At 65.0% G+C, this 25,995-nt stretch carries 21 protein-coding genes and 2 pseudogenes; 17 read left to right on the plus strand and 6 right to left on the minus strand.

Annotated elements, in window-relative coordinates; translation table 11 throughout:
* Nucleotides 1–286 precede the first annotated feature (286 nt).
* On the plus strand, nucleotides 287–952 hold the full coding sequence (locus AWB75_RS38400) for a tetratricopeptide repeat protein (RefSeq protein WP_235012019.1): 666 nt from the start codon (nucleotides 287–289) through the stop codon (nucleotides 950–952).
* Nucleotides 897–1,610, plus strand: coding sequence for a hypothetical protein (locus AWB75_RS38405; protein WP_235012020.1), 714 nt, complete (start codon nucleotides 897–899; stop codon nucleotides 1,608–1,610). The genes AWB75_RS38400 and AWB75_RS38405 overlap by 56 nt, the downstream gene beginning before the upstream one ends.
* Here AWB75_RS38405 and AWB75_RS08040 read toward each other — a convergent pair.
* The 4 genes and pseudogenes from AWB75_RS08040 to AWB75_RS08055 form a co-directional block, all read right to left on the minus strand.
* Nucleotides 1,577–2,041, minus strand: a complete 465-nt coding sequence (locus AWB75_RS08040) for a hypothetical protein (RefSeq protein WP_061123537.1) — start codon at nucleotides 2,039–2,041, stop codon at nucleotides 1,577–1,579. The genes AWB75_RS38405 and AWB75_RS08040 overlap by 34 nt on opposite strands.
* Before the next feature lie 276 nt (nucleotides 2,042–2,317).
* Nucleotides 2,318–3,145, minus strand: coding sequence for a shikimate dehydrogenase family protein (locus tag AWB75_RS08045; protein ID WP_061123538.1), 828 nt, complete (start codon nucleotides 3,143–3,145; stop codon nucleotides 2,318–2,320).
* 176 nt (nucleotides 3,146–3,321) lie between these two features.
* Nucleotides 3,322–5,040 (minus strand): SulP family inorganic anion transporter, encoded by a 1,719-nt coding sequence (locus tag AWB75_RS08050; protein ID WP_061123539.1) that lies wholly within the window; start codon nucleotides 5,038–5,040, stop codon nucleotides 3,322–3,324.
* Nucleotides 5,041–5,110: 70 nt separating this feature from the next.
* A pseudogene (locus tag AWB75_RS08055) lies at nucleotides 5,111–5,891 on the minus strand (NAD-dependent epimerase/dehydratase family protein).
* A gap of 150 nt (nucleotides 5,892–6,041) precedes the next feature.
* Between AWB75_RS08055 and AWB75_RS08060 the strand changes: the two are divergent.
* The 7 genes and pseudogenes from AWB75_RS08060 to AWB75_RS08095 all read left to right on the plus strand — a co-directional run bounded on the left by AWB75_RS08060 (nucleotide 6,042) and on the right by AWB75_RS08095 (nucleotide 13,999).
* Nucleotides 6,042–7,817, plus strand: coding sequence for an FAD-dependent oxidoreductase (locus AWB75_RS08060; RefSeq protein WP_061123540.1), 1,776 nt, complete (start codon nucleotides 6,042–6,044; stop codon nucleotides 7,815–7,817).
* Complete coding sequence (locus AWB75_RS08065; protein ID WP_061123541.1) at nucleotides 7,814–9,553, plus strand: FAD-dependent oxidoreductase; 1,740 nt, start codon at nucleotides 7,814–7,816, stop codon at nucleotides 9,551–9,553. Before AWB75_RS08060 ends, AWB75_RS08065 begins: the two co-directional genes overlap by 4 nt.
* Nucleotides 9,550–10,161: an NIPSNAP family protein gene (locus AWB75_RS08070; protein ID WP_061123542.1), complete on the plus strand. Its 612-nt coding sequence runs from the start codon at nucleotides 9,550–9,552 to the stop codon at nucleotides 10,159–10,161. Before AWB75_RS08065 ends, AWB75_RS08070 begins: the two co-directional genes overlap by 4 nt.
* 20 nt (nucleotides 10,162–10,181) lie before the next feature.
* Nucleotides 10,182–11,006, plus strand: coding sequence for a sugar phosphate isomerase/epimerase family protein (locus AWB75_RS08075; RefSeq protein ID WP_087086530.1), 825 nt, complete (start codon nucleotides 10,182–10,184; stop codon nucleotides 11,004–11,006).
* 72 nt (nucleotides 11,007–11,078) lie between these two features.
* Nucleotides 11,079–11,921, plus strand: coding sequence for an IclR family transcriptional regulator (locus AWB75_RS08080; RefSeq protein WP_061123544.1), 843 nt, complete (start codon nucleotides 11,079–11,081; stop codon nucleotides 11,919–11,921).
* 150 nt (nucleotides 11,922–12,071) lie between these two features.
* Nucleotides 12,072–12,194, plus strand: a pseudogene (locus AWB75_RS39260) (antitoxin PaaA2 family protein); the annotation flags it as partial.
* A 371-nt stretch (nucleotides 12,195–12,565) separates the two neighbouring features.
* Entirely contained in the window at nucleotides 12,566–13,999 is a 1,434-nt protein-coding gene (locus tag AWB75_RS08095; protein WP_061123545.1) for a cytochrome P450, read from the plus strand.
* 25 nt (nucleotides 14,000–14,024) lie between these two features.
* Here AWB75_RS08095 and AWB75_RS08100 read toward each other — a convergent pair whose 3' ends face one another.
* On the minus strand, nucleotides 14,025–14,645 hold the full coding sequence (locus tag AWB75_RS08100) for a helix-turn-helix domain-containing protein (RefSeq protein ID WP_087086523.1): 621 nt from the start codon (nucleotides 14,643–14,645) through the stop codon (nucleotides 14,025–14,027).
* 242 nt (nucleotides 14,646–14,887) lie between these two features.
* On the opposite strand from AWB75_RS08100, the gene amaB reads away from it, so the two are divergent.
* From amaB to AWB75_RS08140, 8 genes are all read left to right on the plus strand, one after another.
* Nucleotides 14,888–16,387 carry an L-piperidine-6-carboxylate dehydrogenase gene (gene amaB, locus AWB75_RS08105; protein WP_061123547.1) on the plus strand — a complete coding sequence of 500 codons (1,500 nt, stop codon included), beginning with the start codon at nucleotides 14,888–14,890 and terminating at the stop codon, nucleotides 16,385–16,387.
* Between the two features lie 171 nt (nucleotides 16,388–16,558).
* Entirely contained in the window at nucleotides 16,559–17,731 is a 1,173-nt protein-coding gene (locus tag AWB75_RS08110; RefSeq protein WP_061123605.1) for an NAD(P)/FAD-dependent oxidoreductase, read from the plus strand.
* 264 nt (nucleotides 17,732–17,995) lie between these two features.
* Entirely contained in the window at nucleotides 17,996–18,187 is a 192-nt protein-coding gene (locus AWB75_RS08115) for a hypothetical protein (protein ID WP_061123548.1), read from the plus strand.
* A 298-nt stretch (nucleotides 18,188–18,485) separates the two neighbouring features.
* The gene (locus AWB75_RS08120) at nucleotides 18,486–18,872 is read left to right on the plus strand and encodes a PaaI family thioesterase (RefSeq protein WP_061123549.1); all 387 of its coding nucleotides are present in this window, start codon (nucleotides 18,486–18,488) and stop codon (nucleotides 18,870–18,872) included.
* Entirely contained in the window at nucleotides 18,872–19,789 is a 918-nt protein-coding gene (locus AWB75_RS08125; protein ID WP_061123550.1) for a LysR family transcriptional regulator, read from the plus strand. Before AWB75_RS08120 ends, AWB75_RS08125 begins: the two co-directional genes overlap by 1 nt.
* 121 nt (nucleotides 19,790–19,910) lie before the next feature.
* Complete coding sequence (locus tag AWB75_RS08130) at nucleotides 19,911–21,104, plus strand: CaiB/BaiF CoA transferase family protein (RefSeq protein WP_061123551.1); 1,194 nt, start codon at nucleotides 19,911–19,913, stop codon at nucleotides 21,102–21,104.
* Nucleotides 21,101–22,045: a hydroxymethylglutaryl-CoA lyase gene (locus AWB75_RS08135; RefSeq protein WP_061123552.1), complete on the plus strand. Its 945-nt coding sequence runs from the start codon at nucleotides 21,101–21,103 to the stop codon at nucleotides 22,043–22,045. Before AWB75_RS08130 ends, AWB75_RS08135 begins: the two co-directional genes overlap by 4 nt.
* 33 nt (nucleotides 22,046–22,078) lie before the next feature.
* Nucleotides 22,079–23,416: an MFS transporter gene (locus AWB75_RS08140; protein ID WP_061123553.1), complete on the plus strand. Its 1,338-nt coding sequence runs from the start codon at nucleotides 22,079–22,081 to the stop codon at nucleotides 23,414–23,416.
* Between the two features lie 154 nt (nucleotides 23,417–23,570).
* On the opposite strand, the gene AWB75_RS08145 is transcribed toward AWB75_RS08140, so the two are convergent.
* On the minus strand, nucleotides 23,571–25,979 hold the full coding sequence (locus tag AWB75_RS08145; protein WP_061123554.1) for a phosphoketolase family protein: 2,409 nt from the start codon (nucleotides 25,977–25,979) through the stop codon (nucleotides 23,571–23,573).
* Nucleotides 25,980–25,995 lie beyond the last annotated feature (16 nt).

A 25,995-nucleotide genomic window follows, 5' to 3' on the forward strand; every position in this document is an offset into this window, starting at 1 on the left:
GAGAGGGGGACGCGTGAGGAGACAGGGCATACGCGTTCAGTATGGCAAAGGCTCGCGCTGCGCTCAATCGCCGATTCGAATTTCTGCGTTTCAGCATCGACGTAACGAAATGAAATGGAATGCAAACGAATCGAGGCTACGCATTTAAGACTTGTCTCCCGTTTATCTGTAGTTTTGGACTGCGACATTGGATAAACTCAGCGGACGTTTCAAACATCCGTTCTTCTTGCGATCCATGTCTTTCGATTCTTCAGCGTCGCCCCAATGCGCGCACGCGGACATACCCTTGTCCGATGCTCATCACGCACTTTCCATCGCGCTCGACATTCGGAGTTCGGGCGACTGGCCTGCGCTCGAACATTTTTGCCGGAAGGCGCTGCAACGCTTCCCGCACGATTACGAACTGCGTTGGCAACTGAGTCATTGCCTCTGGCTGCGCCACGACAGCGTGTCCGCGGAATCGGTCATGCGCGAGGCTGCACGCCATCATCCGGGCAATGGCCTCGTGACCGGCGCGATCGCGATGTATCTCAATGAACAGTCGCGTTACAGCGAAGCCGAAGCGCAGTATCGCGTGGCGCTCGCTCAATCGCCGGGCGAGTACGAACTCGCCGTCGATCTCGCGGATCTCGAACTGCGGCGCGGCGCGTGGCGCGACGGCTGGCTGCGCTTCGAGCGCCGCCTCGATCGTTCGCAACTCGGCGAGAATCGCGTCGTCTCGCGAATGGAGCGAATCGCGCCGCGCTGGGGCGGGCAGCCGCTCGACGGCAAGCGTGTGATGGTCTACAGCGAACTCGGCCTCGGCGACGATATCCAGTTCGTGCGGTACTTTCCGCAGTTCGCGGAAGGCGTGCGGCGAAGCGGCGGTGAGGCCATCCTCGCGGTGCGCTCCCCAATTGCATCCGCTCATCCGGCGCTTCGTGCCGGATTGTGTCGCGGTGGAAGCGCATGACTTCGGCAAGGTCGATTACACCGTTCCCATGATGAGCATGCCGGTATGGATCGGGCTGTTGCCGCATCAAGTCGATGGCCGCGCGTATCTGCACGCGGCGCCGGAACGCATCGACATGTGGCGGCGCATCCTCGCGGCGGACGGCAGCAATGCGCTGCGCGTCGGTCTCGTGTGGGCGGGCAGCCCGACGCATCGCCGCGACGCCCAGCGCAGCATTCCCGTCGATGCGCTCGCGCCGCTCTGGCGTGTGCCGGGCGTCGCTTTCTATCCGGTCGCGCCGGGCCGCGAAGGCGATATCGCGGCGATGCGCTCAGCCGGCGCGCGCCTGTCCGAATTGCCGGAGTATCGCGAGCATTTTCATGATTCGGCCGCGCTCGTCAGCGCGCTCGACGTGCTCGTGACCATCGACAGCTCGCCGCTCCACCTCGGCGGCGCGGTAGGCAAGCCGGTGCTCGCGATGATCGATCGCGCGTCGCATTGGTGTTGGGGAGAGGGCGAGACGCAGCCGTGGTACGACTCGGTGCGGCTCGTTCGGCAGCGCGCGCCGGGCGACTGGGCGCCCGTGGTGGAGCGTGTCGCCGCGGCGCTGTCCGGGCGGCTCGCCGGATGCGCCGCAACGCGAGATCAGCAGGCGTCGGCGCTGGCCAGTCTCGGATAGCCGGGCTGGCTCGAATCGATCGTCGTCACGCACGCGCCGTCGTTCAGATCGAGCATGCTGTCGATGTCGCGCTTCGAGCCGTCCTTCATCTGCACGCTGTAGCGGTAGACCTTCGCCGTCTGCTCGGGGCTCTTCTGGAACAGGCTCGTCAGATCGAAGCTCAGACCCGCGCCGGCGCCCGCGCCACTCCATCCATTTCCGCCGATGCCACCGCCGCCCACGCCTAGCGTGGGACCGGACGACGACGCCGTGCTCGTCGCAACTGTCGTCAGATATTGCTTGCCGACGATGCGGCCGGCCGCGAGCGTGCTGTCCGCCGGCACCGGCGCCGATGCGCCCGGTCCGCTCGCGCATGCGGCGAGCGCGGCGAATGCGATGACCGCGACGCCTGCTCGCACCGCGCGTCGAAATACTCTTTGATCCGATTTCATTCCAGCCTCTTGCGTGCGCCTGCACGCGTTTCATTGGCCCTCGATGCAAGCGCGCGAGTCTCGAACGGCATCGCACGCTCACGCCGGCCCGGCCGGAAACGTCGCGAAAAAAACGCCGCCCTGAAGGGGCGGCGCTCGTTGGGCGATACGCTTCGACACCGGGAGGCCGGCGCGCTTCGCGAGGGACGCGAATGCGCGGCCGAAATGTTGAACGAATACGCGCGGCGATTGAACCAGATTGCTCCGATTCGCTGTGTAACGATTCGCGCCGTTTCGTTAGTCCTTCAGCAGATAAGCGACGATCGCATCGCACACGCGGCCGAACATCTGCGTGCCGGTGACGGTCGTGCAGCCGCGCGCGCGGGCCGCCTCGACGAAGGGCGTGAGCGGCGGCTTGGTCACGACATCGCCGACGAAGGTCGTCGGAGGCAGGCGGGAGACGTCGATCGGCAACGAATCGCCGGGACGCATCCCCGCCGGAGATGCGTTCACGATCAGGTCGTAGCTTTCCGCGGGCGCATCGTCGGCGACACGCACCGCGCCCCGGCCCAGCGCGGCAAGCCGCGAGGCGAGGGCGCCGGTGCGCGCGGCATCGAAATCGCGGATCGCGAGCGACGCGACGCCTGCATCAACGAGCGCATGACCGATCGCCGAGCCCGCGCCGCCTGCGCCGATCAGTAGCGCGCGTTTGGCCCTGGGCTCGCAGCCGGCGTCGCGCAAGGCCGCCACCATGCCGATGCCGTCGGAAGCGCCGCCATGCCACGTCCCGTCCGCGTTGCGTTTGAGCATGTTGACCGCGCCGAGGAACGCGCCCTCGTCGGTGAGCGACTTGCAATACTTCGTCGCACTGAATTTGTGCGGCACCGTGATGATCACGCCGTCGCAGTTTTGCAGCCGCGCGACGCCTGCAAAGAACGCGTCGAGATCGTCGGGCGCGACGTGCGCCGGAATCACGACCGCGTCGCGGCCCGCCGCGCGCAACGCTGCCGTGACGCCGGAAGGCGAGCGCACCTGCGCGATCGGATCGCCGACGATGAAATAGACGCGCGTCGCGCCGCTCAAGCCCGCATCGAGCGATGCGGAAAAATTTGTGTCCTGCGCCATTGTCTCGCTTGCCTCGTGATCGAAAAATTTCGTCTGCCTGAATGCTAGTTGAAAATGGAATAGCATTCAACAAATTTAGGCGAGGCATTCAAGGCAACTAACCGTCGATCGTTTTCACCTCAGCGGACTGATAAACGCTCGCGCGCTGCACCCTCGGCAGCGCGCACCACAACCGTCTATAGCGTCTCCGGCTCAGGCATGCCCGGGTTGGCCCCGACTGCGGCGAGCGCCTCGTGCAGCGTCTCGAACACGTTCGACGCGCCAAGCACCGGCGTCAATCCATGCCGGTCCATGTCGTTGCGCAGGAAGCGGTTCACGCGCCCGAACAGCACCGCGACGCCTCTCCCGCGCAGCGTTTCGATCAGCTCGCCGATCGTGCGGGCGGCCGAGTAATCGAGATCGGTGATCGCGCCCGCATCGACGATCACGTGTCGCAAATCCTCGGATGCCGCATCGACGAGTTGCGTCACTTCCGTCGCGAAAAAGTGATCGTTCGCATAGAACAAGTCCGCGCCGAAGCGATAGACGATCAGATTCGGCGCGGTCATCGCGCCTGGCTTCGTCGGCATGAACTGCCAGGGTTTGCCCGGCGCGACGGGCGTGAGAACCATCGTGTGAGGATGATAGCTGTGGCGCACGTGCCGCATCAGCGACAGCGCGACCGCGAGCAGAATGCCGTGCTCGACGCCCACCAGCACCACCGCGCCTGCGGTGATGACGGCGAGCGCGAACTCGCCCGGGCTTTCGGCGCGGATGTCCTTCAGGCTCTGCACGTTCACGAGGCCGATCGCGATCGTGAACACGATGCCCGCCAGCACGCAATGCGGCAGATAGCGCAGATAGCCGCTCAGGAAAAGCAGCACGATCGCGACGACCGCCGCGAACACGATCTGTCCGAACTGGCTGCGCGTGCCGGCGCGCTCGGCCATCGCGGTCTGCGTCGGGCTGCCGTTGACGACGAACGTGCCGGAAAGCGCCGCCGCCGCGTTCGCCGCCGCGAGACCGAGAATGTCGCTGTTGGTATCGAGCTCCTCGCGGTACTGCTGCGCGAACACGCGTGCCGCCGCGGCGCTCTGCGCGATGATCATCACGAAGCACGACGCCGCCACGGGCATCAGTTCGAGACATTGCTGCCAGGTGACAGCGGGAAAGCGCAGTGGCGGCAAACCGCCGTCGACCTCGCCGAGCACCGCGATGCCGTGCGCGGCGAAGTCGAACGCCTTGCTCGCGGCGATGCTGCCGATCACCGCGATGAGCGCGACCGGCAGGCGCGGCGCCACGCGCTTGCAGCCGAGAATCGCGACGACCACGACGAGCGCAAGCGCGAGCGTCGGACCGTGCGCGTGCATCGCGTGGCTGACCACATACGCAAGCTGCGCCAGGCTGCGCGACGACGGATACGGCACGGCCATGCCGCTGAGATCGCCGAGCATGGCGATCGACACCTGAATGCCCACGCCCGCCAGAAAGCCGACGAGCACCGTGCGCGACAGAAAATCCGCCAGGAAGCCGAGCTTGAAGAGCCGCGCGAGCAAAAGGAGGGCGGCCGTCTCCAGCGCGACCATGCCCGCGAGCGCGACGTATTCGGGGCTGCTCATCGCCGCCATCGACGAGAGCTTGCTCGCGAAGATCGTCGCCGTCGCGGAGTCGGCCGCCACCACGAGATGCCGTGACGCACCGAACAGCGCGAACGCGATGAGCGGCAGGAACGCGGTGTAGAGGCCCGTCACCGCGGGCATGCCGGCGATGCGCGCATAGCCGAGCACTTGCGGAATATCCATCGACGCGAGCGAGATGCCGGCGAGCGCGTCGCGCAACGCGGCGGCCCGGTTGAGCGGGAGTATGCCTTTGAGGAATCTTGCGCCCGCCGCCGGGCTTCGAGTCGGATCGTGCATGCTTGACACCCTGTTCTTGAAGAAGCGAATCGTGCCCCAAGGAACAGGCCGTGCCAAGACGCCGTTCGTCCTACCGATAGAAATTCACGGTTTGTTGCAATCCATCGGCGAGGGGCGTGTGCGGCAGATCCAGCAGCAGTCGCGCGAGCGCCGGATCGTCGGGAAACGATGTCGCGATCGGCAATGGCGCGCCCGCCGCGTCGATACGCGCGTCGGGCGCGATCGCTTTCAGTTGCGCGATGACGCTTTCCATCGGCGTGATGTCGCCCGCGAGTGTGAACGCGTGGACGCCGTCGAACTTGCTTGCGAGCGCGAGTTCATAGGCGGCGGCGACGTCGTCTGCATAGACGAGGCCCGTCGCGCCGGTGAAGGGAATCGTGTACCGCTCGCCGCGCGCGGCCGCACGGCAGGCGAGGCTCGGACCGGCGCTCGACCCCGTTTCGCGTCCGGCGCCGTAAATCACCAGCGGCCGAAAGCCGATGCTCGCGATGCCCCGGTCGTGCCAGTACGCGCGCGCCGCGCCTTCGCACGCGAGCTTGAACGCGCCGTAATGCGTCATCGGAAAGGGCGTAGCGCCATCGTCGGGGCCGAAGACGCCCGCGCTGCTCGCATACAGCACCGAGCCGATGCCGCACGCGATGGCCGCATCGAACACATTGAGCGTGCCGATCAGATTGATGCGCGCGCCGCGCACCGGATCGGCCGAACACGTCGGCGTGAGCACGCCGGCGAGATGGATGACGGCGTCGCAGCCATCGAGCGCGGCCGCGACATCGCGCGCTTCGGCGATATCGCCGGTCCGCCACCCACGCCGCCAGAAAACCGCTTCCGCCTGTCACCAGCACTCGCATAACGTTTCCTCCATCGTCGTCTCAAAAAGAACTTGGCCTTCGTTACGTTTCTGGAATAGTATTCCAATCTCAAAGTGAGTTCTACAGCAAACACGCGTTTCGTATCGTCGGAGAAAACGGCGGCGCGAAACTGGACGGAGCCAAAGAGGAATGGTGGAGACACTGGATAGTCTGGGACCAAACGAAACGTTCGATGTCGTCGTGATCGGCGCGGGCGGCGCGGGCATGTCGGCGGCGCTGGTCGCGGCCATCGACGGCGCGCGCGTGCTGCTCGTCGAGAGCACCGAGTACGTGGGCGGCTCGACGGCCTATTCGGCGGGCACGACGTGGATTCCCGCCTCGATGCACGCGGCAAGCGTCAATCGCGACGATACGTCCGCGAACGCCGAAGCCTTTCTGAATCGCGCGGTCGGCGAGCGTAGCAGCGCCGCGATGCGCCGTGCGTTTCTCGATGCGGGTCCGAAAGCCGTCGCGCATATCGAAGCGAATTCCGACGTGAAATATCGCGCGCGCCCGTTTCATCCCGATTATTTGTCGGAAATCGACGGTTCGACGCTGCGTGGCCGCGCGCTGGAACCGCTGCCGTTCGACGGCCGCAAGCTCGGACGCGCGTTCTCGCTGATCCGTCCGCCGATTCCCGAATTCACCGTGCTCGGCGGCATGATGGTCGATCGCGACGACGTCGGGCATCTGCTCAACATGACGAAGTCGTTCGCATCGTTCCGGCATGCGGCGAAGCTGCTTGCGCGTCACGCACGCGACCGCATGAGCTCGCCGCGCGGCACGCGGCTCGTGATGGGCAACGCGCTGATCGGGCGCCTGCTGTATTCGTTGCTTCGGCGCGGCGTCACCGTGCTGACGGGCACGAAGGTCGAAAGCTTGCACAGCGGCGCGAATGGCATCGAGGCCGTGACGCTCAGCCGCATCAATGCGCGGCGGCGCATCGGCGTGAAGGGCGGCGTGATTCTGGCGAGCGGCGGTTTCAATCGCCATCCGAAGCGTCGCGGCGACATGCTGCCGGGCGCCGATCCCGCCTGGTGTCCCGGCGCGCCAGGTCACGCCGGCGGCGCGCAGGATCTCGCGCTCGCAGCGGGCGCGCGCTTTGGCGAGGGCGCGCTGTCGAACGCGTTCTGGGCGCCGGTCTCCGTGCGCAAGCGCGCCGACGGCACCACCGCCGTGTTTCCGCATTTCCTGATGGATCGCGGCAAGCCGGGCATGATCACCGTCGATAAAACGGGCAGACGCTTTCTCAACGAGAACACGTCGTATCACCTGTTCGGTATCGCGATGCAGAAAGCGAACGAGACGACGCCTTCGGTCCCCGCGTTTCTCGTCACGGACGCCGAAGGATTGCGCAAGTACGGCCTCGGCATGGTGCGTCCGGGCGGGAAAGGACTCGCGCCGTTTCTCGCCGATGGCTATCTCGTCGAAGGCAATACGCTCGATGAACTCGCGGGCAAGCTCGGCATCGACGCGTCCGGACTCGCGGACAGCGTCGCGCGGATCAACCGCTATGCGCAAACCGGCGTCGATCCGGATTTTCAGCGCGGCACGACGGACTACCAAAACGCCAACGGCGACGCCAACTGGACCGGCCCGAACAAGTGCCTCGGGCCGATCGGGACGGCGCCGTTCTATGCGGTGCGGCTCTATCCGGGCGATATCGGCGCCGCGACGGGCCTCGTCACCGACACCGACGCACGCGTGCTGAACCGCGACGACCGGCCGATCGGCGGCCTCTACGCGTGCGGCAACGACATGCAATCGGTGATGGGCGGCGTCTATCCAGGCCCCGGCATCACGCTCGGGCCCGGTCTTGCGTTCGGCTATCTCGCGGCGCGCCACGCGTCGGCGCGCGCGACGCAGCCGGCAAGCGCGGCGTTCACCCTTCCGCTCGAACTCGACACGCACGCACACGCCAAATGAAGCACGAACCGATTCTGGAATGCGACGTCCTCGTGCTGGGTTCCGGCGCGGGCGGTCTGTCGACGGCCGTGACCGCGGCTACGCAAGGCTTGTCCGTGCTCGTCTGCGAGAAAGAAGACGTGTTCGGCGGCACGACGGCGTGGTCCGGCGGCTGGATGTGGATTCCGCGCAATCCGCTCGCGACGCGCGCGGGCATCGTCGAAGACGAGCGCGCGCCGCGCACGTATCTGAAGAGCGAGCTCGGCGCGCACTTCGACGCCGCCAAAGCCGACGCGCTCATCGAGCACGGCCCGCGCATGGTCGAATTCTTCGAGCGCAATACGTCGATGCGTTTCATCGACGGCAACCGCATCCCCGATTTCCACACGACGCAAGGCGCGGCCACGGGCGGCCGCTCACTCTGCGCGATGCCGTTCGACGGGCGCGAGCTCGGGCCGCTCATCGGCAAACTGCGCCCGCCTCTGGCCGAAGTGACGATCAAGGGCATGGCGATCGCGTCGGGACAGGATCTCGCGCACTTTTTGAACGCGACGCGCAACGCGAAGTCCGCATGGCACGTGACGAAGCGCTTCGCCGCGTTCGCGTGGCACAGGCTGCGTCACGGCCGCTCGATGCATCTCGTGAACGGCAATGCGCTCGTCGCGCGGCTGCTGAAATCGGCGGAGGATCGCGGCGTCGATCTGCGCACGCGTGCGAGGGCGGTCTCGCTCACGCGCGAGGCGAATCGCGTGACGGGCGCGCGCGTCGAGATCGAAGGCGTGATGCATGCGGTGCGCGCGCGATGCGGCGTCGTGCTGGCCTGCGGCGGCTATCCGCACGACGCGAAGCGTCAGGCCGACACGTTCCCGACGATGCCGCACTGGTCCGCCGCCCCGCGCAGCAATACGGGCGATGGCATTCGCCTCGGCGAACGAGCGGGCGCGCATTTCGATGCTTCGCTCGAAGCGCCCGCCGCGTGGGCGCCCGTGTCGCTCGTGCCGAAGCGCAACGGCGAGCCGGTTGCGTTTCCGCATCTGATCGAGCGCGCGAAGCCGGGCGTGATCGCGGTGACGCGCGCGGGCAGGCGCTTCACGAACGAGGCGTCGTCGTACTACGACTTCATCTCGTCGCTGATCGGCACGACGCCGCCGGGCGAAGAAGTGTGCGCGTGGCTCGTTTGTGATCATCGGTTCCAGCGGCGCTACGGGCTCGGCTTCGCGAAGCCGTTTCCGTTTCCGCTCGCGTCGTACGAGCGCTCGGGCTATCTGAAATCCGCACCCACGCTCGAAGCCCTGGCGCAGCAATGCGGCATCGATGCGCGCGGTCTCGCGGACACCGTCGCCACGTACAACAGCTACGCGAAAGACGGCTTCGATCCGCAATTCCACAAAGGCTCGACGCCCTACAACCGCGTGCAGGGCGATGCGTCGCACGCGCCGAATCCGTGCCTCGCGCCGATCGCCGACGGCCCGTTTCACGCGGTGAAGATCGTCGCGGGCAGCCTCGGCACCTTCGCTGGCCTCGCGACGGATGCGCGTTCGCGCGTGCTCGACGAAGCGCGCGCGCCGATCCCCGGTCTTTACGCAGTCGGCAACGACGCCGCGAGCATGATGGGCGGCCACTATCCCGCAGGCGGCATCACGCTCGGCCCCGCGATGACCTTCGGCTATCTCGCGGGCCTCGAACTGGCGTCGCCGTTGTGCGAAGACAGCGTCACGAATCTCTCGAACTTCAAACAGGCAAGGACTCTGCAATGACTCTCTACGACACGGTCACGTTGACGGTGAAGATCGGCGCGAACGCGCGGGTTTTCGAAAACATCCAGGCAAGCGGCGATGCGCCCGGCTCGAAGCTGCTCGGCTGCTGGTATTCGGATATCGGCGCATTGGGCCGTGTGATGGTGCTGCGCGGCTTCGAATCGGAAGCGGCGTTGATAAAAGAACGTCAGCGCCTGTTGCTCGAAGGCAATCCGTTCGGCTGCGGCGAGTTCATCACCGATGTCGAAGTCAACAGCTACGCGCTGTTCCCGTTTCTCCCGCCGATCGAACCGGCCGTGCACGGCGGCATCTACGAGATGCGCGTCTACGGCACGAAGCTCGCGAGCCTGCAACATACGATCGACGCGTGGAAGAACGCCGTGCCGGAGCGCGCGAAGCGCTCGCCGCTCATCGGCGCGATGTATGCGCTCGACGGCACCGTGCCGCGCTTTCTCAACATCTGGCCGTACCAGAGCGTCGATGAGCGCTCGCGCATCCGCGCCGAGGCCGTGAAGGACGGCATGTGGCCGCCCAAAGGCGGACCGGCCCATCTGACGACGATGGAATCCACCATCTATGTGCCCGCGCCGTTCTCGCCGCTGCGCTAACCATCACGGAGACAATGCAGATGTCACGACGCAAACTGTCCTTGTCCGCGCTGACGGTTCTCGAATTGACGCCCCCGCAGATGGTCGAGTGCGCGGCGAAGGCGGGCTACGAATTCGTCGGGTTGCGGCTTCTGCCCGCGACCGACACGGAGGTGCGCCATGAGATCGTCGGAGCGACGCCGATGAAGCGCGAAACGCTCGCCGCTTTGAAAGACACGGGCATCGGCGTGCTCGATGCCGAAATTCTGCGGCTCAAGCCCGATACGAATGTCGCGGATTACGAGCCGATGCTCGAAACCGCCGCCGAACTGGGCGCGCGTTACGTGCTCGTCGCGGGCAACGATCCTGACGAGGCGCGCACGGCAGAACGGCTCGCCGCGTTGTGCGATATCGCGAAGCCGTACGGTTTGTCGCCGTCGCTGGAACCGATGCCCTGGACCGACGCGAAGGACATCGTGCAGGGCGCGCGCATCGTGAAGGCGGCGGGGCGCGGGAACACGGGGCTCATCGTCGATCCGATTCATTTCGACCGCGCGGGTTCATCGACGCACACGCTGCGCGAGTTGCCGCGCGAGTGGTTCGGCTACGTGCAGTTCTGCGATGCGCCCGCCGAGCGTCCGGCCGATCTCGATACGCTGCTCTATCAGGCGCGCGCCGAACGGATGATTCCGGGCGAAGGCGGCCTCGATCTCGCGGGCATCCTGCGCGCGCTGCCCGACGATCTGCCGCTGTCGATCGAAATCCCGATGAACGCGTGGGCGAAGACCGCGAATGCGCTCACGCGCGCGAAGCGTCTGCGCGAAGCGACGCTCGCGGTGCTCCAGGAGACGTACGCCGAACATTGATACGCGCGGGTTGAATTCCGGGGTGGAATCGTGTTCTCATTCCGAATCATCGGAAATTTTAGAGACTGAGACATGGCAGGAAATCTGGAGCGGGCGCTGTCGATCATCGAGTTGCTGGCGAAGAATGGCGGGCGCATGCAGCTCGCCGCCATCGCCGACACGCTCAACATTCCGCGCAGCGGCACGCACCGCCTGCTCGCGATGCTGATCGACGAGGGCTATGTCCGTCAGGACGAGGATCACGGCGAGTACATGCTCGCGCTGAAGCTCGTGTCGCTCGCGCTCATCTATCTGTCGACGGGCGGGGTGCTCGATGTGTCGCAGCCCGTGCTCGACCGGCTCGCAGCGCAGTCGGGCGAGCTGGCGCGGCTGGGCGTCGTCGAGGACGATCACATCACGTTCGTCGGCAAGGCGCAGGGCGCGAAATCCGGCCTTCGCTACGACCCGGACATGGGCAGCCAGCCGCCGCTGCATTGCACGGCGAGCGGGCAGGCGTGGCTGTCGTCGCTGTCGGACGAGGAAGCGCTGGCGCTCGTATCGAAGCAGGGCGGTCTGGGCAAGCCGGGACAGGGCGGGCCGAAGGCGCCGAAAACCATCCAGCAGTTTCTCGCGGATGTGCAGGCGGCGCGCAAGCGCGGATACGGCATCGCGAGCGAGACCTACGAGGCCGGCATGACGTCGATGGCCGCGCCGATCCATCATCCGGTGACGGGCGTGGTCGTGGGCGTCGTGAGTCTCGCAGGTCCGACTAGCCGGCTGCCCGAGGCGCGCCTGAAGGAACTTGCGCCGGCGCTGCTCGAAGCGGCGTCGGACATGGGCGCGGCGACGTTGAGCTCGCCGTATTTCAAGCGGCCGGTCGTGAAGGTCGAGGTTCCTCCTGAGATGGCCAAAGGGAAGAAGGTCAGCGCTGTATGATTGGCCGAATGGACGAGGTGACGCGGGGAAAATGCCTGCGTTATCATCGTTTTCATCATGAAACGAGAACTTGAAATGCCCACTCCGCTCGATCCCATCGTGTCCGAATTCGCCACCGTCGAAGAAGCCGAGGCTTAAGACCAGTGGTTTCGCGAGAAAGTAAGACGCTCGATGGCCGATACGCGGCCGCGGATTCCGCATGACGAAGCAATGGCCCGCATTCGCGTGAAGCTGGAAGCGATGATCAAAGAGAAGGAAAGGTCGAGATCCTGATGCTGCCGGTGCAATGGACTGCTGAAGCACTCGATGACCTCGACCAGCTTACCGACTACATAGCCGAACATGATCCTTGGGCCGCGATGACATGTTCGAGGCCATCGAAAAGGCGGTGGCACACGTGAAATCGTCGCGCATCCGAACTACATCGTCGTTTATCGCGTCATGGGCGACTGGATTGAAATCGTCAACGTAATTCACGCGCGACAACGCTACCCGTTCCAATGACGCTCGCCCCACGGCGTCGGGGCATCAGGCAGATCAGACGGACACAACGAAACAATGGAATCGCGCGAAAGGACCGCGCGTTCCACCCCCATCTTCGTCCTGCACTATCCTGCAAAGATCAAGCCCTCGCGAGGCCGATCATGAACGCAGCGTCCGTCAGCGCGCCCTTGCGCGAAGTCGATGACTTACCGTCCCCGCGCGGCCTGCCTTTGCTCGGCAATCTGCATCAGTTGCCGCCCGCCACGCACCATCTGACGCTCGAGCGCTGGGCCGCCGAGCTCGGCACGCCCTACGTGTTCCGCTTCGGCACGACGCCCGTCACGGTCTGGAACGATATCGAGTTGTCGCACGCCGTGCTGCGCGAGCGGCCGCATCGCTATCGGCGTTATGCGCCCATCGAAAACATCCTGAAAGAGTTCGGCTGCAACGGGCTCTTTTCGATCGAAGGCGCCGCCTGGGAGCCGCAGCGCCGTCTCGTGATGCAGGCGCTCTCGATCCCGCACATCAAGGCGTTCTATCCGACGCTCGCCGCGATCACCGAGCGGTTGCGGCGGCGCTGGGAAGCGGCGGCGCGCGCGGGCCGCGTGGTCGACATGACCGAGGACCTTAAGCGCTTCACCGTCGATGTCACGAGCGCGCTTGCATTCGGCGAGGATCCGAACACGCTGGAAAACGAGCACGTCCTGATTCAGGAGCAACTCGCGATGCTCCTGCCGATGCTGATGGCGCGTGTGAATGCGCCTTTCGCGTACTGGCACTACGTGAAGTTTCCGCGCGACCGCAAGTTCGATGAAGCGATGACGGCCGTGCATCGCCATATCCGCGAACTGATGGCGCGCACGCGCGCGCGGATGCGTGACGACACGGCGTCCGGCGCGCGCGAGACCGAAGCGCCGCGCAATCTCCTCGAAGCGATGCTCGCACTGCGCGATGCACCGGGCTCCGATATAACCGACGACGAAGTCTCGGCCAACGTGCTGACGATGCTCGTCGCGGGCGAGGATACGACGGCGACATCGATCGCGTGGGCGCTGCTCTTTCTCGGCGCCGACGACGCATTGCAGGCGCGCGTCGCAGCCGGCGCGCGGCGCGTGCTCGGCGATTCGGCCGTCTGTCCGAGCTACGACGCGATGCGCGAGCTGGACCTGTGCGAAGCGGTGTGCACCGAAGCGGGCCGCCTGCATCCGATCGCGCCGTATATGTCGCTGGAACCGCTGGAGGAAGTGCGGCTTCAGGGCGTGCGTTTGCCCGCGGGCACGAAGATATTCCTGCTGAACCGGCCCGCGATGCTGGACCCGCGCAACTACGCCGACCCCGGGCGCTACGATCCGGAGCGATGGCTGCATGATCAACGTCATGAAGGCGCGCACGAACCGCGCGCTTATCTGCAATTCGGCGCGGGGCCGCGCGTGTGTCCGGGGCGGCATCTGGCGGCGGTGGAGATGCGGCTCGTCGTGTCGATGCTGACGGCGAACTTCATCGCCCAGCTCGCGACGAATCCCGCCGATATCCACGAAGTCTGCGCGTTCGTCTCGGTGCCGAGCGAAATGCCGGTGCGTCTCGTTCTGCGCTAGCGGCCTGATCAGGCGCAATCGGACATCAACGGGCATCCACTACATCGGCTGCCGACGGCGCCGGCACGCCGCCGCCCGTGGCCATCCACAGCACTTCGGCGTCTTCCTCGCTCGTCGAAATGGCTGCGTGGCCGGTGCGGCTGTCGAAGTAGATGCTGTCGCCGGCGTTTAGATGCGTCGGCGCGTAGAGTTCCGAATAGAGGCACACGCTGCCGCTGATCACGTAGAGAAACTCTTCGCCTTCGTGACGGCCCCAGTCGTCGAAAGCGTCGAGCGTGTGCGCCGAAATGCGGATGCGAAACGGCAGCATCGCCTTGTGCGCGAGTTCGGTGGCGAGCAACTCCATCTGATAGCCGCGATACGCATGGCGCTGCCCTGCGTCGCGGCGCGTGAGGGCGCGGCGTCCGCTCGCGCTCGGTGCGGGCGCGCTGCCGAAGAGTTCGGCGAGATCGATCCGCAGACCGCGCACGATTTTTTGCAGCACGTCGAAGGTCGGCGACATCAGGCCGTTTTCGATCTTCGACAACGCCGAGCGCGACACGCCGCACAGGCGGCTCGCGGTTTCGAGCGTCAGGTCTTGCGCGACCCGCGCGCGTTTCACCCGGCGTCCGAGATCGGCCGCGGATTGATCGGGGATGTTCTTCATAAGGATGCGGTCGAGGCCTTTTGTTTCCGATAATAACATCGCGCAAACGCGGCATTCGCACCGGCGCGCAGGCCGAAAACATGCCGAATCTACTGCCACCAAAGGCCGCGCGCATTGGTGACAACCCCAATATTGTCCGCTGTTGTTCGCAAAGCCGGCAGCGCGTATAGTCACCAGGCTTACGCAAGTTTCCGATCAGAAACTTCGCTCCAAGGACAAACCCGCTTCGAAAGGACTTCATCGTGAACGCACAATCGATTCTTTCCGACCTCGGCATCGCGAGCCTCGTGACCGACGGCGATATGGCCGCCGCCTCTCCGATCACCGGTGAAGTCATCGGCCGGGTAAGGCAGCACACCACCGCGGATGTCGATGCCGCACTCGGCGCCGCGCGCACCGCCTTCGCCACCTGGCGCAACGTGCCCGCGCCGCGCCGCGGCGAGCTCGTGCGGCTGCTCGGCAATCGCCTGCGCGAGAAAAAGGAAGCACTCGGCCGCCTCGTGTCGCTCGAAGCGGGCAAGATTCTTCAGGAAGGCCTGGGCGAAGTGCAGGAAATGATCGATATCTGCGATTTCGCCGTCGGCCTCTCGCGCCAGTTGTACGGCCTCACGATCGCGTCCGAGCGGCCCGGGCATCGCATGGCGGAGACGTGGCATCCGCTCGGCGTGTGCACGATCATCTCGGCGTTCAATTTTCCGGTCGCGGTGTGGTCGTGGAACGCGGCGCTCGCGCTCGTGTGCGGCAACGCCGTGGTGTGGAAACCGTCCGAAAAGACGCCGCTCACCGCGCTCGCCGTCGATCGCATCATGCGCGACGTCATCGATGAATTCGGCTCGGCGCCCGCAGGTCTCGCATCGGTGATCATCGGCGGACGCGAGGTCGGCGCGGCGCTCGTCGCGGACAAGCGCTCGGACATCGTCAGCGCGACCGGCAGCACGGAAATGGGCCGCAAAGTGGGCGTCGCGGTGGCGCAGCGCTTCGGCCGCTCGATCCTCGAGCTCGGCGGCAACAACGCGGGCATCGTGTCGCAGACGGCGAATCGCGATCTCGCGCTGCGCGGCATCCTTTTTTCGGCGGTCGGCACGGCCGGGCAGCGCTGCACGTCGCTGCGGCGTCTCTTCGTCCACGACAGCATCTACGACGAAACTGTCGCGCGCCTCAAAGACCTCTACGCGAAAGTGCCCGTCGGCAACCCGCTGGAGCAAGGCGTGCTCATGGGGCCGCTCATCGACGTGCAGTCGTTCGCGCGCATGCAGGACGCGCTCGAGCAGGCGAAGGGCGAGGGCGGCAAGGTGTTCGGCGGCGAGCGCGTCACGGTGAAGGGCCATGAAAACGGCTATTACGTGCGCCCGGCGCTCGTCGAAATGCCGTCGCAAACGGAGGTCGTGCTGAAGGAAACCTTCGCGCCGATTCTCTACGTGATGCGCTATTCCGATTTCGATGAAGCCATCGCCGCCAACAACGCCGCGGCGCACGGCCTGTCGTCGTGCACGTTCACGACCGATCTGCGCGAAGCGGAGCGCTTCCTGTCGGCATCGGGCAGCGATTGCGGCATCGCGAACGTCAATATCGGACCGAGCGGCGCGGAAATCGGCGGCGCGTTCGGCGGCGAGAAGGAAACCGGCGGCGGTCGCGAATCCGGCTCCGACGCGTGGAAAGCGTACATGCGCCGCGCGACGAACACCGTCAACTACTCGTCGGAACTGCCGCTTGCGCAGGGCATCGACTTCAATCTGGACTGACGTTTCTTCGGCCGGCGACGGCTTTACCGACGCCTGAGCGTTCTGCGCGCCGATCTTGCATTTCGCGTTTTGCATTACGCATGCGTTTTGGTTTTTTGCCTTTTGCATGCAACGCGCGATGCGCATCGGCGGGCGACGCTGCGGCAACTCTCATCGACGACTGGAGGCGGCGTGGCTTCTCAAGTGGTGATCGTGGGTGGCGGCGTGATCGGCAGCTCGGTCGCGTATTTTCTGCGCGCGTCGGACCCGACCGTGCAGGTCACGGTAATCGAGCGCGATCCGACGTACGCGCGCTCGTCTTCGGCGCTGTCGGCGGCGTCGATCCGGCAACAGTTCTCGACGCCGCTTTCAGTGCGCATGTCGCTCTTTGGCATCGAGTTTCTACGCTCCATCGGCGAGCGGCTCGAAGTGAATGGCGAGCGCCCGTCGATCGATCTGCATGAAGGCGGCTATCTGTTCCTCGCGACCGCGCACGGCGAAGCGACGCTGCGCGAGAATCACGCGTTGCAGCGCGGGCTCGGCGCGGACATCAGCCTGCTCGAACCGGCGCAATTGCAGGCGCGCTTTCCGTGGCTGAACACCGAAGACCTCGCGGCCGGCGCGTTCGGCGAAAGCGGCGAAGGCTGGTTCGACGGCTACGGGCTCGTGCAGGCATTGCGGCGCAAGGCGCAAGCGCTCGGCGCGCGCTATGTGGCGACGGAAGTCGTCGGCATCGAGCGCGAAGGACGGCGCGCGACGGCCGTGCGTGCGGCGAACGGCGAAACCTATGCGTGCGATGTCGTCGTGAACGCGGCGGGTGCGTGGTCGCGTGGGATCGCGGCGATGCTCGGCATCGACATTCCGGTGTATGCGCGGCGGCGCAGCATCTTCAACGTCTCGTCGCCCGCGAAGCTCGAACGCGCGCCCTTGCTGATCGATCCGAGCGGCGTCTACTTTCGTCCTGAGGGGCGCACGTATATTTGCGGCACGTCGCCATCGGCGGATAACGATCCCGACGATCTGCCGCTCGACGAAGTCGATCACGCGCTCTTCGACGACGTCATCTGGCCGGCGCTCGCGCATCGCGTGCCGGCGTTCGAGGCATTGCGCGTCGAGCGCTGCTGGTCCGGCTATTACGAATACAACGTGCTCGACCAGAATGCGATCATCGGCTGTCACCCGGACGTCGAGAATTGTATTTTCGCGAATGGATTCAGCGGACACGGCTTGCAGCAAGGTCCGGCGACGGGCCGCGGCGTGAGTGAACTGATTCTGCTCGGACGGTATGAAACGCTCGACTTATCGCCGCTTGACTGGGCGCGCGTGCTGGAAGGACGGCCGATCGTTGAAAAGAATGTCGTATAACAGATAAAAGACCGGCACATACCGTCTTCCATAATCGATGATTCAAGTCTGCCCGGCCCCGCACCGGGCATTTTTTTCGCTACAGAAAGACTAAGCGTATTGAAAACGGTTCGTGGTGCGTTTCGAACGGGCATTCTTTAACATCATCGTCACGCAATTGGGCTGCGTCCATCAATGAAATCCACTAGGGCGAGCCGCGCCCGAGAAGTGCATGCTGAGAACCATCAAACGCCTTTTTCGCGCTTTACCGAAAGGAGACATAACATGGAAGCCAATGCGAGCGCGCATTTTTATGCCTGGATCGACGACGGCGAAATTCCGCCCGATACGAGCGTGCATGTGTCGCACCGGTCCAGCCAGGTATCTGCGGCGCCGGAGTACATCGCGGAGATTTGCGGACGTTTTGCGAAGACTGAAGAGGAAAAAAATTCCTGCGTGATTCGCGGTTATAACTGACGCCCAAATACAGTGTGTTGCGCGCGTGACACTGTTTGTTATAGCGCGCATTAACGCGCAGGAAGATGCGCGCCACGCGATTCATGAAATGACCTCATGAAAAGCGAAATGCCGATTGGTATTTCATCGGTAATGCAGGTATTTGTGTGCGTTGTCAAACAGAAGGTCCAATGTAAGTCGAACCCGCCGCGTGCGGGTTTTTTCATGCGTCGCCTGCCTCACGCCACAATGACTCCCTCGGCAGCCCGCGCCGGCCGATGGCACAATCGCTCGCAACGACGCGATATCAGGAGCAAAGGTGGCGAATCTGGATCTCGACAATCCGTTTCTCGAAGGGCTCGGCGCAATCTTCACCGAATGGCGCGCGGGCTACGCCGAATTCACGATGCCGATCCACGCCGGACATCTGAACCGGCAGCGCATCCTGCAAGGCGGCGCGATCGCCACGCTGCTCGACGCGGCCTGCGGCTACGCGGGTCTATTCACGACGGGCGCCGCGCCCGTGCACGGCTTCACGCTCTCGCTGACGGTGAACTACCTCGATCGCGGCATCGGCGACAAGGTCGTCGCGAAGGGCTTTCTCGAACGGCAGGGGCGCTCCGTCTACTTCGCGCGCGGCGAGGCGTGGGTCGACGGCCGCGTGATGATCGCGAGCGCGCAAGGCACCTTCAAGTACGCGCGCTGATGGCCACGCGCAATCTCCTCCGACGTCTCGATCTCACGACGCTGCAACTCTTTCTCGCCGTGTTCGAGGAAGGCACGCTGACGCGCGCGGCGGAACGCGAGGCGATCGCGGTGTCGGCGGCGAGCAAGCGGCTGCTCGAACTGGAGCAGGCGGTAGGCGCGGTGCTCTTCGAGCGCAAGGCGCGCGGCATGGACCTGACGCCCGCGGGCGAAACCCTGCTGCATCACGCGCGGCGCGTGATGCGCGATGTCGAGAACATCGGCATCGAGCTCGCGGAGCACGCGAGCGGCGTGCGCGGCTATGTGCGGATGATGGCGAATCTCTCGGCGATCGTCGAATTCCTGCCGGAAGACCTGCGTGCGTTCATCGCCGTGCACGATCAGATCAAGATCGACCTGGAGGAGCGGCCGAGCGGCGGCATCGTGGAGGGCGTGGCCGATAGTCTCGTCGATCTCGGCATCTGCTCCGGCGACGCCGACACGCGCGGCCTCGAAAGCGCGCACTATCGCCACGACCGGCTGTGCATCGTCACGCCGGGCGATCACCCGCTTGCGCATCGCGACAGTGTAGCGTTCGCGGACACGCTCGACTTCGATCACATCGGCCTGCATTCGGCGAGCTCCATCAACATGCGCACGCATCTGGCCGCGCGCCAGGCGGGGCGCGCGCTGCGGCTGCGCATCCACGTGCCGGGCTTCGATGCCGTGTGCCGCATGGTGCAGGCCGGCATGGGCGTCGGCGTGCTGCCGCTGCAGGTATTCGAGGCGATGGGCCGTCAGCTCGGGCTCGCCGCCGTGCCGCTCGACGAGGAGTGGGCCGCGCGCAGCCTCGTCATCGTCGTGCGGGATTCAGATGCGCTTTCGCCGGTGAGCCGGCTCCTGTTCGATCATCTGCGGACCATCGAAGCGCGCGCTTAGCTTTCAGAGTCCCGGCGAGCGTTCGCGTTTGGCGAACGATGCTTGCCGAATTGCGGTTGGACGGGGCCCAGCGTTCGCCAATAAGCTTGTCTCACAGTACAAATTTCAGGAGACAAGCAACATGAGCGGACCCCTTCAGGGCATTCGCGTCATCGAGATCGGCACACTCATCGCCGCGCCTTTCGCGGCGCGCATGCTGGCCGAGTTCGGGGCGGAAGTCATCAAGATCGAAACGCCCAATGGCGGCGATCCCCTGCGTAAATGGCGCAAGCTCCACGAGGGCACGTCGCTCTGGTGGTATCTCCAGTCGCGCAACAAGAAGTCGGTGTGCGTGAATCTGAAGTCGCCCGAAGGCGCGGACGTCATCAAGCGGCTGGCTGCGGATGCCGACATCATCATCGAAAACATGCGTCCCGGCGCGCTCGAAAAGCTCGGCCTCGGCTGGGACGTTTTGCATGCAATAAACCCGAAGCTCACGATGGTCCGCATCTCCGGGTACGGACAGACGGGTCCGTACCGCGATCGTCCCGGCTTCGGCGCGATCGGCGAGGCGATGGGCGGCATCCGCTACACGACCGGCGACGCCGAAGGGCTGCCCGCGCGCGTCGGCGTGAGTCTCGGCGATTCGCTGGCGTCGCTGCATGGCGTGATCGGCGCGCTGATGTCGGTGCTGCGTGTGAAGACCGGCCAGGGCGACGGCCAGGTGGTCGACGTGTCGCTCGTCGAAAGCGTCTTCAATCTGATGGAAAGCCTCGTTCCCGAATACGACCTGCTCGGCCACGTGCGCGAGCGCAGCGGCGGCGCGCTGCCGGGCATCGCGCCGTCGAACACGTATCGCACGGAAGACGGCGGCTTCGTCGTGATCGCGGGCAACAGCGATCCGATCTACAAGCGCCTGATGCATGTGATCGGCCGCGCCGATCTCGCCGACGATCCCGCGCTCGCGCACAACGACGGCCGCGTGAAGCAGAGCGCGATGCTCGACGAAGCGATCACTGCCTGGACCTCCCATCACTCGATGAACGACGTGCTCGCAACGATGGAGCGCGAGGAAGTGCCCGCGGGCCGCATCTATTCGGTCGCGGACATCGTCGACGATGCGCACTATCAAGCGCGCGACATGCTGCTGCAGGCGGTGCTGCCGGGCGGCGCGTCGGTGAAGATGCCGGGCATCGTGCCGAAGCTTTCCGACACGCCGGGCGAAGTGCGCTGGCAAGGTCCGGCGCTGGGCGAGCACACGGCGACGGTGCTCGAATCGCTCGGTTTCGATGCGAGCGACGTGGAGCGGCTGCGCGCCGCGGGAGCGGTGCAATGAATTACGAATGCAAAGAACCGTTGATCGTTCAGGAAGTCGCGCCGCGCGACGGCCTGCAGATCGAGAAGCAGTGGGTCGAGACCGAAGACAAGATCGCGCTGATCGACGGCCTGTCCGCGTGTGGCTTCACGCGTATCGAGGCGGGCTCGTTCGTGTCGCCGAAAGCGATTCCCGCCTTGCGCGACGGCGACGCGGTGTTCAACGGCATCCGTCGTTCCTTGCGGACGATCTACGTCGCGCTCGTGCCGAACGTGAAGGGCGCGGAACGCGCGCTCGCCGCGCAAGCCGACGAACTGAACCTCGTGATGTCGGCGAGCCAGACACACAACCGCGCGAACATGCGCATGAGCTGCGAGACGTCGCTGGCCGGTTTCGGCGATGTCGTTCGGCTTGTGCGCGGCGACGCCGATGTCACGCTGAACGCGACCGTTGCGACGGCGTTCGGCTGTCCGTTCGAAGGACGCATCGATGAGGAGCGTGTGGTGTCGATTGCGCGGACGTATCGCGAGATGGGCATCGCGGGCGTCACGCTCGCCGATACGACCGGCATGGCGAATCCGCGTCAGGTCGCGCGCCTCGTCGCCCGCGTGCTCGAACACGTGCCCGCCGCCGATTTGACGCTGCACTTTCACAACACGCGCGGCCTCGGCCTCGCCAACGTGCTCGCTGCCTACGACGCGGGCGCACGCCGTTTCGATGCCGCGCTCGGCAGTCTCGGCGGCTGTCCGTTCGCGCCGGGCGCATCGGGAAACATCTGCACCGAAGACCTCGTGAATATGTGCGACGAGATGGAGATTCCTACGGGCGTCGATCTGCAGAAGCTGATCGTGCTGTCGCGCACGCTGCCCGCGCTCGTCGGACATGAGGTGTCGGGTCAGGTAGCGAAGGCGGGACGCAATTGCGATCTGCATCCGGCGCCCGAGTACGTGCGGACCATCTGAATTAAAAAGACCAAAACATCATTGGAGACAAACATGAGTGATCTGAGCGTGGGCACGGCAAACGAGCCGAAGGCTTCCGAAAATACCGCGGACATCATTCGCAAAGTGGCCTGGCGGCTCATGCCGCTCATCATGCTGTGTTATCTGTTCGCGTTTTTCGACCGCATCAACATCAGCTTCGCGAAGTTCCAGCTCCAAAGCTCCCTGGGCTTTTCCGATACGGCTTACGGCCTCGGCGCGAGTCTCTTCGTGATCGGCTACGTGCTCTTCGAAGTGCCGAGCAACATGCTGCTCTACAAGGTCGGCGCGCGGCGCTGGATCGCGCGCATCATGATTTCGTGGGGCATCGCGACCGCGCTGATGGTCTTCGTGCAGACGGAGTGGCAGTTCTACGGGCTGCGCTTCGTCATTGGCGCGATGGAAGCGGGCTTCGCGCCCGGCGTGCTGTACTACCTGACGCTGTGGTTCCCGGCGAGCTATCGCGGACGCATCACGTCGCTGCTGTTTCTGGCGTCGGCGTTCTCGGGTCTCGTCGGCGCGCCGCTGTCGGGCCTCGTGCTCGGCCATATGAACGGCGTATTCGGCATTGCCGGCTGGCACTGGCTGTTCCTGCTCGGCGGCCTGCCGTGCGTGCTGCTCGGCGTGCTCGTGCTCAAAGTGCTGAAGGATCGCATCGATGACGCCGCATGGCTCACCGCTTCCGAGAAGACCTATCTGAAAAGCCAGATCTCGACGCAGAGCCAGCACACGGACACCGGCCACTCGCTCTTCGGCGCGATCAAGACGCCTGGCTTCCTGATGCTCGGCCTGATCTACTTCCTGATCCAGATCGCGTCGTACGGCCTCAACTTCTGGGCGCCGCACCTGATCCGCGCGGCGGGCACGCAGAACCCGACGATCATCGGTCTTCTGACGGCGGTGCCGTATATCTGCGGCGCGATTTGCATGGTGGTGGTCGGCCGCATGTCGGACCGGTCGGGCGAGCGCCGCAAGTTCGTCGCGATCCTGCTGGTGATGGCAGCGGCGGGCTTCTTCGCGGCCGGCATCTTCGACAAGCAGACGACGCTCCTGATCGCCGCGCTCGGCGTGATGGGCGCAGGCGTGATCGCATCGATCCCGGCGTTCTGGGCGCTCCCGCCGAAGCTGCTGACGGGCGCCGGCGCGGCGGGCGGCATCGCGTTGATCAATACGCTCGGGCAGTTGGGCGGCATCGTGAGCCCGGTGATGGTCGGCCGCATCCGCGACACGATGGGCAGCACGACGCCTGCGCTGTACGCGATCGGCGCGATGAGTGTAGTCTGCGCGCTGTTGCTGCTGTTCGGTTTGCCGCAGTCGCTCAGGCAGCGGGATCATTCGGAGCAGAAGCCCTGAACCTTTTGCGGCATTAGAAGCGTCCGAAAGCGAAAGCGCTCCGGCGGAGAGTCATCTCCCCGGGCGCTTCTGCATTTTGCATCTGGCGTTTTGCATGCATTCGACCAGATGGCGTTTTGCATGCCGAATGCGGTTCAGCGAAGAACCAACGGCCTCAACCCTTCCACGTCCACTCGCGAATCTCGTCGCGATCGATGCCTTCCTCATGCGCGTACCGCACGCTCTCGATGATCTGATTCTTGAGCCACTCCTTCGCATGCGCGCCGCTGCCCGCGATGCGCGGCACGCGGTCGATGACGTCGATCGCGAGCGTATAGCGGTCCACGCCGTTGATGATCGCGAGCTCGAACGGCGTGTTGATGTTGCCGCGTTCGCGATAGCCATGCACGTGCATGTTCGCGTGATTCGTGCGGTTGTACGTGAGCTTGTGCACGAGCGTCGGGTACGAATGGAAGTTGAAGATGACCGGTTTGTCGCGCGTGAAGATCGAATCGAAATCGCGATGCGGCAGGCCGTGCGGATGGTCGGTGTCCGGCATCAGCCTGAACAGGTCGACCACGTTCACGAAGCGGATCTTCAGATCGGCGCAATGTTCCTTCAGGATTTCGACGGCGGCGAGCGCTTCCATCGTCGCGATATCGCCCGCGCATGCGATCACCGCGTCGGGTTCCGCGCCCTGATCGGTCGATGCCCAGTCCCAGATGCCGATGCCCTTCGCGCAATGCACGATGGCCTCCTGCATGCTCAGATATTGCAGGTGCGGCTGCTTGTCGGCGACGATCACGTTCACATAATCGTGCGTGCGCAGGCAGTGATCCGCGACGCTCAGAAGGCAGTTCGCATCCGGCGGCATATAGATGCGCACGACGTCCGGGCTCTTGTTGGTGACGACATCGAGAAAGCCGGGGTCCTGATGCGTGAAGCCGTTGTGATCCTGCCGCCACACGAGCGACGTGATGAGCAGGTTGATCGACGGCACCGGACGACGCCAGTCGAGCTCGTTCTTTGCCTTTTCGAGCCACTTCGCGTGCTGGTTGAACATCGAGTCGATCACGTGCACGAACGCTTCGTACGTCGCGAAGAGACCGTGGCGGCCCGTCAGCACGTAGCCTTCGAACCAGCCTTCGAGCGTGTGCTCGGAGAGCATTTCCATCACGCGGCCATCGACGGAGAGCGCGCCGCCGTCATCGTCCTCGGGTAGCGTTTCTGCAACCCAGCGCTTGCCGGATACCTCGTACACGCCATCGAGCTTGTTGCTCGCGGTCTCATCGGGGCCGAAGAGACGGAAGCTCGTCATGTTGCGGCGCATGACTTCGCGCAGGAAGGCGGCGAGCACGACCGTCGGCGACTGATAGACGCTTGCCGCGCGCTTGAACTCGAAGGCGTAGTCGCGGATGTCGGGCATATCGAGCGATTGCCGCAGCAGGCCGCCGTTCGCGTGCGGATTCGCGCTGATGCGCCGCGTGCCTTCGGGCGCGAGCGCGCGCAGCGTTTCGATCAGGCGGCCGTTTTCGTCGAAGAGTTCTTCGGGCCTGTAGCTGCGCAGCCAGTCCTCGAGCAGCGAGAGATTGCGGTAATTGCTCGCGGGATCGACGATCGGCACCTGATGCGAGCGCCAGAAGTTTTCGACCTTGTGGCCATCGACTTCCTTCGGACCGGTCCAGCCTTTGGGCGTGCGCAGGACGATCATCGGCCAGCGCGGTCGCGTCACGGTTTCAGCGCGGTCTCCTTCGGCGCGCGCGTTCGCCTGAATCGCGCGGATATCGGCGATGCAGCGTTCGAGCGTCGCGGCCATGCGCTGATGCATGGCTTCGGGCTCGTCGCCCTCGACGAAATGCGGCGCGTAGCCGTAGCCCTTGAAGAGCGCTTCGAGCTCGTCGTGCGGAATGCGCGCGAGGATCGTCGGATTGGCGATCTTGTAGCCGTTCAGATGGAGGATCGGCAGCACCGCGCCGTCGGTCGCGGGATTGAGGAACTTGTTCGAGTGCCAGGAAGTGGCGAGCGGGCCGGTTTCCGCTTCGCCGTCCCCGACGACCGTCGCGACGATCAGATCCGGATTGTCGAACGCCGCGCCGAACGCATGCGACAGGCTGTAGCCGAGCTCGCCGCCTTCGTGAATCGATCCCGGCGTCTCCGGCGTGCAGTGCGAGCCGATGCCGCCCGGCGACGAGAACGCGCGAAAGAGCTTGAGCATGCCGCGCTCGTCCGCGCTGCGGTCGGGATAGATTTCCGGGTAATGGCCTGCGAGCCAGGAATTCGCGAGCGTCGCCGGCGCGCCGTGGCCGGGGCCGGAGACGAACAGCACGTTCAGGTCGTCGCGCTTGATGAGGCGGTTCAGATGCACCCACACGAACGACTGGCCGGGGTCCGAGCCCCAGTGCCCCAGCAGGCGCCGCTTGATGTGTTCCGGCTTGAGCGGCTCGCGCAACAGCGGATTTGCGCGCAGGTAAATCATGCCGGCCGAAAGATAGTTGCAGGCCCGCCAGTACGCGTCGATGTTCGCGAGGAGATCGGGGGCGACAGGTTTCTCGAGCGTGGTCGATCGAATGACGTCGTCGTTCAATTGCTTCTCCTTGGCA

It is taken from the genome of Caballeronia catudaia (genome assembly GCF_001544755.2).
Lineage (GTDB): Bacteria > Pseudomonadota > Gammaproteobacteria > Burkholderiales > Burkholderiaceae > Caballeronia > Caballeronia catudaia.